Source organism: Pseudokineococcus marinus (genome assembly GCF_013004605.1).
GTDB classification, from domain to species: domain Bacteria; phylum Actinomycetota; class Actinomycetes; order Actinomycetales; family Quadrisphaeraceae; genus Pseudokineococcus; species Pseudokineococcus marinus.
Genome location: NZ_JABEMA010000083.1, coordinates 1 through 11,813, shown reverse-complemented (window position 1 = coordinate 11,813; position 11,813 = coordinate 1). Strand labels below are relative to the sequence as shown.

Sequence of the window (11,813 nt, the reverse complement as noted above, 5' to 3'; positions counted from 1 at the left end):
CTGGGAGGTCGTGCTCGTCCGGCACGGTCGGCTCGCCGGCACGGCGGTCGCCCCCGCGGGCACCGACCCCGTGCCGGTGGTGGCGTCCCTGCGCGCGGCCGGCGAGGTGGTCGAGCCGCCGGCCCTCCCCGCGCCCGCCGCCCTCGTCGCCGAGACCGAGCTCGTCGCCCGGTGGCTCGAGCAGGACGGCGTGCGCCTCGTGGAGCTCGAGGGCACCTGGGCCAGCCCGCTGCACGGGGCGGCCGGGCTCGTGCAACGGCTGCGGCTGCCCGCGTCGACGGACGAGCTCGACCACCTCCTCGACGACGCCCTCGCCCCCACCACGTGGGACGCCGTCGACGCCGGAGGCCTCGACTCTCGACCTCAGGTGGAGGTCGAGGTCGAGACCGGTCGAGCTCTCGCGTCCGGCGGCGCGGCCGCCCAGCCGTCGCCGTGACGCGCCGGTGGCCGGCGGACGGAGCAGGCTGGGCGCCGTCCCCGCCGCCCCGCCCGCCGAGGGGCCGGCGGGGGGCCAGCTCGCCCACCCCCGGACGACCCGACCGCCACCGGCCCCGACCCCGACCCCTGGAGAGCCCGTGATCACCGCCATCGTCCTCGTCGACACCGCCGCCGACCGCATCCCCGAGGCGGCGGCCGAGATCGCCGAGCTCCCCGACGTCACGGAGGTCTACTCCGTCACGGGCGACGTCGACCTCGTCGTCGTGGTGCGCGCGCGCCGCCACGAGGACCTCGCGGACGCCATCGCCGACCGCATCAGCAAGGTGCCCGGCGTCGTGCGGACGCGGACGAACATCGCCTTCCGCACGTACTCCCGCCACGACCTCGAGCAGGCCTTCGACCTCGGCCTCGACGGGTAGCGCCCCGCGCCGCCGTCAGGAGCGGGAGGCGAGCACCCAGCGCTCGAGCAGGTCGGCCGCCGCGCCGGAGTCCACGGCCGCCGCCGCGCGCTCGAGCCCCGCGGCGAGCCGGGCGCGCAGGTCGCCGCCCCCGCCCTCGGCGGCCACGAGGGCCGCCGCCGCGTTGAGCAGGACGGCGTCGCGCACGGGACCGCGTCGACCGGCCAGGAGGTCGCGCACGACGGCGGCGTTCTCGGCGGGTCCGCCCCCGCGCAGGTCCTCCGGCCGGGCCCGGTCCAGGCCGAGGTCGACGGCGTCCACCCGCTCGTGGACGACCTCGTGGTCTCCCGCCGCGTCGTCGTCGCCCCGGCGGGCCCACCAGACCGCGGACGGCGCCGTCGTCGTCAGCTCGTCCAGCCCGTCGCCGCCGCGCACGACGAGGGCGTCGCACCCCCGGCCCGCGAGGACCCCGGCCACGAGCGGCGCCATCCGCGCGTCGGCGACGCCGACGGCGCCGGCGGCCGGGCGCGCGGGGTTGGTGAGGGGCCCGAGGAGGTTGAAGGCCGTCGGGACGCCCAGCTCACGGCGGACGGGGGCCGCGTGGCGCATGGAGGGGTGGAAGACGGGGGCGAAGCAGAAGGTGATGCCGACCTCGACCGCCAGCTCGCCGACGCGCGCCGGCGGCACGTCGAGGGCGACGCCGAGCTCCTCCAGGACGTCCGCCGTCCCGCAGGCCGACGACGCGGCGCGGTTGCCGTGCTTGACGACGCGCTCGCCCGCGCCCGCGGCGACGAGCGCCGCCATCGTGGAGAGGTTGACCGTGCTCGCGAGGTCGCCGCCGGTGCCCACGACGTCGAGGCAGCGCCCCGGCACCTCGAGGGGCACCGCGGCCGCCAGCATCGCCTCGGCCAGGCCCGTGAGCTCGGCGACCGACTCGCCCTTGGCGCGCAGGGCCACGAGGAAGCCCGCCAGGGGGACGGGGGGCGCCGAGCCGGACATGACCTCGCCCATGGCCCACGCGGTGTCGCGGGCGGAGAGGTCCTCGCCGCCGAGCAGGCGGGCGGTCAGGTCGCGCCACGCGGGCGTACCGGTGTCGGGGTCCACGTCGTCCTCGCCGCCGTCCGGGCAGGTGGTCCGGCCACCCGCTGCGGGGCCGGGGCGCGCCCCCACGGGGGTCGCACCGCGCGCCGGAGCCTAGCCGCGGGGCACCGGCGCGACGACACGCGCGCACCCCCCGCGTGCCGCGCACCGGCGTCGTCCATACTCACTCCCGTGAGCAGCGAGACCGCAGTCCCCACGGCCGTGGGCCACGCGACCGTCAACCGGCCGAACATGACCTCGGTCGGCACGATCGTGTGGCTGTCCAGCGAGCTGATGTTCTTCGCCGGGCTCTTCGCCATGTACTTCACGATCCGCGCCGCGGCCCCGGGCCTGTGGGCGGAGGACGCCCCCCTGCTGGACGGGCAGTTCGCCGCCATCAACACGGGGATCCTCGTGTCGAGCTCGGTCACCTGCCAGCTGGGCGTCTTCGCCGCCGAGCGCTTCCAGCCGCACCGCCTCGGGGGGCACCTCAACGTCGCCCGCTGGGGGATGGTCGAGTGGTACGTCGTCACCTTCGTCATGGGGTCGATGTTCATCGCCGGCCAGGTCTGGGAGTACGCGACCCTCGTCAGCGAGGGCATCACCATCTCCAGCACGGCCTACGGCTCGGTCTTCTACCTGGCGACCGGCTTCCACGGGCTCCACGTGACGGGCGGCCTCATCGCCTTCTGCGTGATCATCGCCCGCGCCTTCGCCGCCCGCCGGTTCGGCCACCACGAGGCCACCGCCGCCATCGTGACGTCGTACTACTGGCACTTCGTCGACGTCGTCTGGGTCGGCCTCTTCTTCGTCATCTACATCATCCGGTGAGCGCCGTGGCACCGAAGACGCAGCAGAGGTCGACGTGGACCACGTCGACGACGCACCATCGGGCCACCGGCACGACGGCCCCGCACCGCACCCCGAGCGTGAGGAAGCCCCAGACGTGAGAACCCTCGCCGCCCGCCGGCGCCACCCCGCCGCCACGGCGCTGCTGCTGCTCATGGCGCTGCTGGTGACGGGCGCCGCCTACACCGCCCTGGCGCCGGACCGCGCGGACGCCACCGCCGCCCCCACCGTCGAGGGCGCCACCGGCGACGTCGACCGGGGGCAGGAGCTCTTCCTGGCCAACTGCGCGACGTGCCACGGCCTGCAGGCCCAGGGCGGGACCGCCGGCCCGAGCCTCATCGGCGTCGGCGCCGCCGCCGTCGACTTCCAGGTCGCCACGGGTCGCATGCCGCTGGCCCAGCAGGCGCCCCAGGCGCCGCAGAAGCCGCGGGTGTTCAGCGACCAGGACGTCGCCGACCTCGCCGCCTACGTCGCGTCCCTCGCCCCCGGCCCGGCCATCCCCGAGCCCGGCCAGGTCGAGGTCCTCGACGACGCGGAGGACATCGCCGCCGGTGGCGAGCTCTTCCGCATCAACTGCGCCATGTGCCACAACGTCGTCGGCGCGGGGGGCGCGCTGACCCAGGGCAAGTACGCCCCGAGCCTCGAGGGCGTCGAGGGCCGCCACATCTACGAGGCGATGCAGACCGGCCCGCAGTCCATGCCGGTCTTCAACGACGACAACATCACGCCCGAGGAGAAGCAGCAGATCATCAGCTACCTCGACAACGTCCAGTCCACCCCGTCCCCCGGCGGCTGGTCGCTCGGCTCCATCGGCCCCGTCACCGAGGGCCTGTTCGTCTGGGTGGGCGCGATGGTCCTCCTCATCGGCTGCGCGGTCTGGCTGGGGGCGAAGTCCTCGTGAGCGACATCCAGCTCCCCAACTCGGGGAAGTCCCCGGCGGACGAGCCGGACGCCGGCCGCACCCCGGTCCGGTTCCGCAACCCCGGCCTCCCGGCGCACCGCCACCGCCAGGCCGACGTCGACCCGCGCGCCGCCAAGCGCGCCGAGCGCCAGGTGCTCGCGATGCTGGGCCTGTCGGCGGTGGGCTCGATCTTCTTCATCGTCGCCTACTTCGCCTTCCCGCTCGACGGCACCTTCGCGACGCTGCAGGTCAGCAACATCTCGCTCGGGCTCGGGCTCGGCGCGGGCATCTTCTTCATCGGCACGGCGGCGGTGCACCTCGCCAAGACGCTCATGCCCGACACAGAGATGTTCGACGAGCGCCACCCCCAGCGCGGCACCGAGGCCGAGCGCACCGATGCGGCCGCGATCATGGTGCAGGGCGGCCAGGAGTCCGGCCTCGGGCGCCGGCCCTTCATCCTCGGCGGCCTCGTGGGCGCCGCGGCGCTGGCCCCGCTCCCGGCCGTCGTCCTCCTCCGCGACCTCGGTCCGGCCCCCGGCGACGCGCTGGCGCACACCCTCTGGGACGAGGGCGTCCGGCTCGCCCTCGACCCCTCGGCCGAGCCGATCCTCGCCTCCGACGTCACCATCGGGTCCGTCTTCCACGTCATCCCGGAGAACCTCTACGAGAGCGACCACTTCCTCGACGAGAAGGCCAAGGCCGCGGTCCTTCTCATGCGCGTCGACCCGGACGTCGTCGACGTCCGCGAGGACCGCGCCGGCTGGGACGTCGACGGGATCTACGCCTACTCCAAGATCTGCACCCACGTGGGCTGCCCCGTCGCCCTGTACGAGCAGCAGACGCACCACCTCCTCTGCCCCTGCCACCAGTCCACCTTCGACCTGACGCAGCACTGCAAGGTCATCTTCGGACCGGCCAAGCGCGCCCTGCCCCAGCTCCCCATCTCGGTGGACGACGAGGGCTACCTCGTGGCGCAGAGCGACTTCCTCGAACCCCCCGGACCGAGCTACTGGGAGCGCGGATGAGCACCACCGGCACCAACGCGTACACGCCCACCAGCCGCACCGCCCGCCTGTCCGCCGGCGCAGCTGACTACCTCGACGAGCGCATCGGCGCGGCCCGTCTCGTCAAGGGCTTCGCCCGCAAGGTCTTCCCGGACCACTGGTCCTTCATGCTGGGCGAGGTCGCCCTCTACAGCTTCATCATCCTGCTCATCTCCGGCACGTTCCTCACGCTCTTCTACGTGCCGAGCATGACGCTGGTGGAGTACGAGGGCTCCTACGCGCCGATGTACGGCGTGACCATGTCGGAGGCTTACGCCTCGTCGCTCAACCTGTCCTTCGACATCCGCGGCGGCCTGCTCATGCGGCAGGTGCACCACTGGTCGGCCCTGATCTTCGTCGCCGCCATCGTCGTGCACATGCTCCGCGTCTTCTTCACGGGGGCCTTCCGCAAGCCCCGTGAGTTCAACTGGGTCCTGGGCGTCGTCCTGGCGGTGCTCGCCCTGGCCGAGGGCTTCACGGGCTACTCGCTGCCCGACGACCTGCTCTCCGGCAACGGCCTGCGGATCATCGAGGGCGTCATCCTCGCCATCCCGGTGGTGGGGACGTACATCGTCTTCTTCCTCTTCGGCGGCGAGTTCCCCGGCGAGTCGATCATCCCCCGGCTCTACATCCTCCACGTCTTCGTCCTGCCGGGGCTGATCCTGGCGGTCATCGCGCTGCACCTGGCGCTGGTCGTGGCGCACAAGCACACGCAGTACCCGGGCCCGGGCCGCACGAACGACAACGTCGTGGGCTTCCCGCTGCTGCCGGTCTACGCGGCGAAGGCGGGCGGCTTCTTCTTCATCGTCTTCGGCGTCATCATCCTCATCTCGGGGCTGGTGTCGATCAACGCGATCTGGAACTACGGCCCCTACGACCCGTCACCCATCTCGGCGGGCACGCAGCCGGACTGGTACATCGGCTTCGTCGACGGGCTGCTGCGCCTGATGCCGGGCCAGCCGGAGTTCACGATCGCCGGGTTCACGCTCTCGCTGAACGTCTTCCTGCCGTCCCTGGTCGTGCCGGGTCTCATGGTGGTGGCGCTCCTCGCCTACCCGTTCCTCGAGCAGTGGGTGACCGGCGACAAGCGTGAGCACCACCTCCTCGACCGCCCCCGCAACGCCCCGGTCCGCACCGGTATCGGCGTCATGGCGATCGTGTCGTACTGCGTCATGTGGGCCGCTGCCGGCAACGACCTCATGGCCATCGCCTTCGGCCTGTCGATCAACGACCTCACCTGGCTCCTGCGGTTCGCCTTCTTCGTCCTGCCCCCGGTGGCGTTCGTGGTGACGAAGCGCATCTGCCTGTCCCTGCAGCGCAAGGACCGTGAGCTGGCCCTGCACGGGCACGAGACCGGCCGTGTCGTCCGCACCGCGGACGGCGAGTACTTCGAGGTGCACGAGCCGCTCAGCGAGACCGAGCGCTGGGTGCTCGTCCAGCACGAGGCGTACCGCCCTCTCGCCATCCCGCCGAAGAAGCACGAGGACGGCCGCAAGGTGCCCGCCCACGAGCGCCTGCGCGCCAACCTCTCGAACTTCTTCTTCGAGGACCGCGTCGAGCCGGTGACGCCGCGCGAGCTCGAGGCGGCTCGCCACCACGGCGACCACGAGGCCATCGAGCAGCCGGAGGGCCGCGAGGCCGAGCGACGCGAGCTGGGCTCCAGCGTCTGACCAGGACGCGGGTCTGAGCGACACCGAGCCACGGACGACGAGAGCGCCCCTCCCCTCGCGGGAGGGGCGCTCTCGTCGTCTCTGGCCGGGCCGGTGGGCTCCGGGCGCGGGACGAGGGAGCTGACCGCGTCGTCGCGCCCCTCCCGCCACCCGACCCGGCGTCGGACGGGTTGGGCGGGGCACGACGTCGACGCACGTCCGCTCCGAGCCCGCGCCGAGGTCGCGGTCCCCGCGACGTCGTGGGCGCCCTCCGCCGGCCACCACGCGGCCGTGCTGCAGGGCAGGAGGAGGGAGCCGGACACGCCCGTGCCACCCCTGCGTGCCACTCCGCCCCCCGGGGCACCCGTCCTGCGCGCCGCTGTCGGCTGTCGGCTGTCGGCGGTCACGCGGCCACGCGGCCACGCGGCCACGCGGCCAGGGGTGGCACGCCTTCACGGGTGGCTGGCATGCGGGCTGCGGGCGAGAGGGCGGCGACAGACGCCGTCGCCTCCGACGGCACACCGCCTCTGACGCGCCGAGCGCCTGGTCGATCGGCGCCCCGGGCACGGGCGTGGGCGAAGGGAGCGGGACGACCCGACCCCTCTGAACAGGAGCCAGGACCCCGGCCGGACCCCGGTCGCACGCCGTCCGGAGGGGTGGCCCGACGCGGCGGACCGGTCAGCCGGCGCGCACACCGTCCCTGGCGGTACCCGTCCGCGGGCAGCGGAGCGCCCCGATCGGGGGGCACGTGTCGCCGATGCCGTCCCCATCCCCCTCCTCGGCCGTGCATGCGCACGTCGGGTCCCCAGCGCCCCTCCCGGGTCAGCGTCGTCGCTGGCTCCCCCACCGCAGCTCCCGAGACCTCCGGGGCCGCGCGGCACCGGGCGGGACGGCCTGACGCCCGTCGGTCGTCCGTGCGCGTCGCCGGAGGTCGCGGTCCGCCTCACCGGGCCGGCTCAGCGGGACGGCCTCCGAGGGCGACCGAGAGGCCCGAGAGGACGTGAGCGCGGGCACGGGAGGAGCAGAGGGGCCACGAGGCCGGCACCGTGCTGGCTGCGGCCGGTCACGGGTCCTGCCGATGACGTCGACGGGGCCGTCCCCTCGGCCGGGGACGTCGTCACAGCGGTCCGACGACGCGTGCCGTCGGGCTACGGGCGGGTCCGGGGCTGCTGCGGTGGGACGAGGGCACCGGCACCGGGGCGGCGGGCACCCTGACCGGTCGAGGGAACTCCGCGCTGCCGGTCGACCGTGTCGCCGCACGGAGCCCTGCGGTGGCCTGCGCCCGACGACGAGGTCTTCCGACGGACGCACACCGAGCTGCGCGCCACCGAGCCACGCACCCGTGCCCGCCGCTCGGCGAGCGGCAACGACGACGACGGCGCCCCACCGCAGGTGCGGTGGGGCGCCGTCGTCCGTCAGTCCCGAGCGCTCTCGGGGTGACCGTGCCGGGTCAGTGGGCGAAGCGCCCGCGGTAGTGCTCGAAGGCGAAGCCGACGAGGGAGACCGCGGCCATGGCGGCCCCGATGTACGTCACCCACCAGGCCACGGCCACACCGAAGAAGATGACGAAGGCCGACAGGGCCAGCGGCAGCGGCCACCAGGACCAGGGGCTGAAGAAGCCCTGGTCGCCGGCCGCCTCGCTGATGTGCGCCTGCGGGTCGTCCTCCGGACGAGGGTCGATGCGCCTGGCGGTCAGCCAGAGGTAGCCGCCGACCATGGCGGCGAGACCGCCGGTGAGGAAGAGCCCCGTCGTGCCGACGGCCTCCCACCGCGACCACAGGCCGTAGATGAGTCCGACCGGGAAGAAGACGAAGACGCCGCTGAAGAAGAGCTTGGTCTCGATGCTCATGCGTTGTTCTTCCCCTTCGGCTCACCGGCGAGGTCGGCCTCGCCGTACAGGCGGTCGAGGGTGGTGCGGTCGGGCGTGGTCGCCGTGGCCGCGGCGACCTCCGGGTGGTGGAGGTCGAACGCCGGCGACTCCGAGCGGATCCGCGGGATGGCGACGAAGTTGTGCCGCGGGGGCGGGCACGAGGTGGCCCACTCGAGCGAGCGGGCGTAGCCCCAGGGGTCGTCGACGACGACGCGGGGCGCGGTCCGCCACGTCTTGTAGACGTTGTAGGCGAACGGCAGCATCGAGGCGCCGAGGATGAACGAGAAGATCGTCGACACCTGGTTCATGCCGGTGAAGCCGTCGGTCGCCAGGTAGTCGGCGTAGCGGCGCGGCATCCCGATCACGCCCAGCCAGTGCTGGATGAGGAAGGTGCCGTGGAAGCCGACGAACAGCAGCCAGAAGTGGATCTTGCCGAGCTTCTCGTCGAGCATCGTCCCGGTGAACTTGGGCCACCAGAAGTAGAAGCCCGCGAACATCGCGAAGACGACGGTGCCGAAGACGACGTAGTGGAAGTGCGCCACCACGAAGTAGCTGTCGGACAGGTGGAACGTCAGCGGCGGGCTCGAGAGGATGACGCCCGTCAGGCCGCCGAAGAGGAAGGTCACGAGGAAGCCGATCGACCACAGCATCGGCGTCTCGAAGGTGATGGACCCGCGCCACATGGTGCCGATCCAGTTGAAGAACTTCACCCCGGTGGGCACCGCGATGAGCATCGTCATGAAGGCGAAGAAGGGCAGCAGCACCGCGCCGGTGACGTACATGTGGTGGGCCCACACGGTCACGGACAGGCCCGCGATGGAGATCGTCGCGAAGACGAGGCCCTTGTAGCCGAAGATCGGCTTGCGGCTGAAGACCGGGAAGATCTCCGTGACGATGCCGAAGAAGGGCAGCGCGATGATGTAGACCTCGGGGTGGCCGAAGAACCAGAACAGGTGCTGCCAGAGGATGGCGCCGCCGTTCTCGGCCTCGAAGACCTGCGCACCCAACCGGCGGTCGGCGCCCAGCGCCAGCAGCGCCGAGGCCAGGGGCGGGAACGCCATGATGACGAGCACCGAGGTCAGCAGGATGTTCCAGGTGAACAGCGGCATCCGGAACATCGTCATGCCGGGGGCGCGCATGCAGATGATGGTGGTGATGAAGTTGACGCCACCGAGGATGGTCCCGAAGCCCTGCAGCGCCAGGCCGAAGACCCACAGGTCACCGCCCACCCCTGGCGAGTACACCTGGCTGCTCAGCGGTGCGTAGGCGAACCACCCGAAGGAGGCCGCGCCGCCCGGCACGAAGAAGCCGAGGAAGACCATGAACCCGCCGAAGGCGAACAGCCAGAACGAGAACATGTTGAGGCGCGGGAAGGCGACGTCGGGGGCACCGATCTGCAGCGGCGTGATCACGTTGCCGAAGCCGATGAACAGCGGCGTCGCGAACATCAGCAGCATGATCGTGCCGTGCATGGTGAAGAGCTGGTTGTACTGCTCCTTGTTCTGCACGATCTGGATGCCCGGCTCGAAGAGCTCGGCGCGGATGACGAGCGCCATGACGCCCGCCACCAGGAACCAGAAGAAGGAGGTCACCAGGTAGAGGTAGCCGATGGTCTTGTGGTCCGTGGAGGTGATCCAGGACACGACCGCGCGGCCGAGCGTGCGCTCGGAGACCCGCCCCAGCGACTGGCGGGTGCTGGTGGTCGTGGCCTCCCCCGCGCCGGCCGCCTCGTAGTAGGTGGTCATCCCTCGTCCTCCGGAACGTCGACGGCGTCGATGGTGCCGTCGGAGGTGGTCTTGTCCAGGTCGCTGCCGAGCTGGCCCGTCTGGCCCGCCGCTCGCAGCCGGTCCATCTGCGCGTCGAACTCGTCCTGCTCGACGACCGCGACGCGGAACAGCATCTCCGAGTGGTACTGCCCGCAGAGCTCGGCGCACTTGCCCTCGAAGACCCCGGTCTGCTGCGGCGTCAGGGCGATGAGGTTCTCGCGCCCCGGGATCATGTCCTTCTTGTAGAGGAAGCCCGGCACCCAGAAGGAGTGGATGACGTCGCGCGAGGTGAGGGTGAACTGCACCGTCTGGTCGACCGGCAGGTACAGCGTCGGGATCTCGCTGATCGGGTTGCCCTGCTCGTCGAGGTCGACCTGCGTGGAGGTCTCGTAGACGTCCTCGTCCTCGTAGTTGAAGTCCCAGGCCCACTGCTTGCCGACGACGCCGATGTTGACGTCCGGGTTCTCCGGCAGCGCCTCGATCTCGGTCTGGTCCCGGTAGGTGTAGTAGAAGAGGACGCCCACCATCATGAGCGGGACGACCGTGTAGAGGATCTCCAGCGGCACGTTGTAGCGCAGCTGCGCCGGCAGGCCGACCTCGTCCTTGCGGCGGCGGTAGGCGACCACCACCCACAGCGTGAGACCCCAGACGAGCACGCCGACGGCCAGCGCGGCGATCCAGGAGCCGTTCCACAGCGTGATGATGCGGCCGGTCTCGTCGGTGGTGTCCCGCGTGCTGGGGAGCCACCCGGTGGAGAGCTCCTGCGCGGAGCACCCCGCCGTGAGCAGGGCCGTCGCGGCGGTCCCGCCGAGCAGGGCGAGCGCCCTGCGGCGAGGGCTTTTCGTGGCGGTCGGGCGCACTGTCGGCCTTCCGGGTCCGTCGGCGCCGCGCCCTCGGGGCACGGCGACGAGCAGCGGGGTGTTGACGGCTCGAAGGCTACCCCCCGCCCCCCCGACGGGTGAGGCGGGCTCGCGCCCGTGGCGCGCCCCCGCCCCGCGCGGCCGTCGGCGCCCCGGCTCGGGCCCCGGCTCGGGCCCCGGCTCGGAGCGGGTCAGGCCCCGCCCGCGGGACCGCTCGCCCCGCCGGCGCCCTCCGCGAGGCCGGGCGGTGGCGGCAGCTCCACGGCCCGCGCGAGCCGTGCCAGGTAGGCGGCGCGGGAGATCTCCACGACGCCGAGGGACGCGAGGTGGTCCGTGCGCCACTGGACGTCGAGCAGGCGGCCCTCGCCCCCGGCGCCGTCGTCGCGGAGGAGCTCGACGAGCGCCGCGAGCGCGGCCTTCGAGGCGTCGGTCGCCCGCGAGAACATCGACTCCCCGGCGAAGAGCCCGCCGACGACGACGCCGTAGACGCCTCCCACCAGCGCCCCCGAGGCGTCGCGGACCTCGACGCTGCGGGCGTGGCCCAGCCGGTGCAGGCGCAGGTACGCCTCGCGCACCTCAACGGTGATCCAGCGGCCGGGGCGCGAGGGGTCGGCGCACCCGGCCACGACCTCGGCGAAGGCCCCGTCGACCGACGTGGTGAAGGAGCGCCGCGACCGGCGCAGGGAGCGGGTCTCGTGGAAGCCGTCGAGCGGGAGGACGCCGCGGGGGTCGGGCGACCACCAGCCGATCGGACGGCGACCCCCGCCGCCGAGCCCCATGGGGAACAGCCCCAGGGCGTAGGCGTCGAGCAGGGTGGAGGGCTCGAGGTCGGCCCCCGTCGCCACGAGGTCCTCCCCCGGCTCCGCGGCGGCGAGGGCCGCCGCCAGGGAGGCGCCCCAGCCCGACCGCAGCCGCGGACCGCCCGTGGCCGGGGCCGGACCCCTCGCTGCCGGCCCGCG

10 protein-coding genes and 1 pseudogene are annotated in these 11,813 nt (G+C 73.0%); 6 read left to right on the top strand and 5 right to left on the bottom strand.

Annotated elements, in window-relative coordinates:
* Nucleotides 1-436: pseudogene (locus tag HLB09_RS07535) on the top strand (hypothetical protein); the annotation flags it as partial.
* Between the two features lie 139 nt (nt 437-575).
* The gene (locus HLB09_RS07530) at nt 576-857 is read left to right on the top strand and encodes an Lrp/AsnC family transcriptional regulator (protein ID WP_171202780.1); all 282 of its coding nucleotides are present in this window, start codon (nt 576-578) and stop codon (nt 855-857) included.
* A gap of 15 nt (nt 858-872) precedes the next feature.
* Here the strand turns inward: HLB09_RS07530 and trpD are convergent, their stop codons facing one another.
* Nucleotides 873-1,940 (bottom strand): anthranilate phosphoribosyltransferase, encoded by a 1,068-nt coding sequence (gene trpD, locus HLB09_RS07525; RefSeq protein WP_171202779.1) that lies wholly within the window; start codon nt 1,938-1,940, stop codon nt 873-875.
* A gap of 168 nt (nt 1,941-2,108) precedes the next feature.
* Between trpD and ctaE the strand changes: the two genes are divergently transcribed.
* The 4 genes from ctaE (at nt 2,109) to qcrB (ending at nt 6,379) form a co-directional block, all read left to right on the top strand.
* Nucleotides 2,109-2,747 carry an aa3-type cytochrome oxidase subunit III gene (gene ctaE / locus HLB09_RS07520; protein ID WP_171202778.1) on the top strand — a complete coding sequence of 213 codons (639 nt, stop codon included), beginning with the start codon at nt 2,109-2,111 and terminating at the stop codon, nt 2,745-2,747.
* A 115-nt stretch (nt 2,748-2,862) separates the two neighbouring features.
* On the top strand, nt 2,863-3,666 hold the full coding sequence (qcrC, locus tag HLB09_RS07515) for a cytochrome bc1 complex diheme cytochrome c subunit (RefSeq protein WP_171202777.1): 804 nt from the start codon (nt 2,863-2,865) through the stop codon (nt 3,664-3,666).
* Nucleotides 3,663-4,691: a cytochrome bc1 complex Rieske iron-sulfur subunit gene (qcrA, locus tag HLB09_RS07510; protein WP_171202776.1), complete on the top strand. Its 1,029-nt coding sequence runs from the start codon at nt 3,663-3,665 to the stop codon at nt 4,689-4,691. Before qcrC ends, qcrA begins: the two co-directional genes overlap by 4 nt.
* Complete coding sequence (gene qcrB, locus HLB09_RS07505; protein WP_171202775.1) at nt 4,688-6,379, top strand: cytochrome bc1 complex cytochrome b subunit; 1,692 nt, start codon at nt 4,688-4,690, stop codon at nt 6,377-6,379. The genes qcrA and qcrB overlap by 4 nt, the downstream gene beginning before the upstream one ends.
* A 1,429-nt stretch (nt 6,380-7,808) precedes the next feature.
* On the opposite strand, the gene HLB09_RS07500 is transcribed toward qcrB, so the two are convergent.
* The 4 genes from HLB09_RS07500 to aat all read right to left on the bottom strand — a co-directional run bounded on the left by HLB09_RS07500 (nt 7,809) and on the right by aat (nt 11,741).
* The gene (locus tag HLB09_RS07500; RefSeq protein ID WP_171202774.1) at nt 7,809-8,207 is read right to left on the bottom strand and encodes a cytochrome c oxidase subunit 4; all 399 of its coding nucleotides are present in this window, start codon (nt 8,205-8,207) and stop codon (nt 7,809-7,811) included.
* Nucleotides 8,204-9,973: an aa3-type cytochrome oxidase subunit I gene (ctaD, locus tag HLB09_RS07495; RefSeq protein ID WP_171202773.1), complete on the bottom strand. Its 1,770-nt coding sequence runs from the start codon at nt 9,971-9,973 to the stop codon at nt 8,204-8,206. The genes HLB09_RS07500 and ctaD overlap by 4 nt, the downstream gene beginning before the upstream one ends.
* On the bottom strand, nt 9,970-10,854 hold the full coding sequence (gene ctaC / locus HLB09_RS07490; RefSeq protein ID WP_171202772.1) for an aa3-type cytochrome oxidase subunit II: 885 nt from the start codon (nt 10,852-10,854) through the stop codon (nt 9,970-9,972). Before ctaC ends, ctaD begins: the two co-directional genes overlap by 4 nt.
* Before the next feature lie 191 nt (nt 10,855-11,045).
* On the bottom strand, nt 11,046-11,741 hold the full coding sequence (gene aat / locus HLB09_RS07485) for a leucyl/phenylalanyl-tRNA--protein transferase (RefSeq protein ID WP_409372983.1): 696 nt from the start codon (nt 11,739-11,741) through the stop codon (nt 11,046-11,048).
* Nucleotides 11,742-11,813 lie beyond the last annotated feature (72 nt).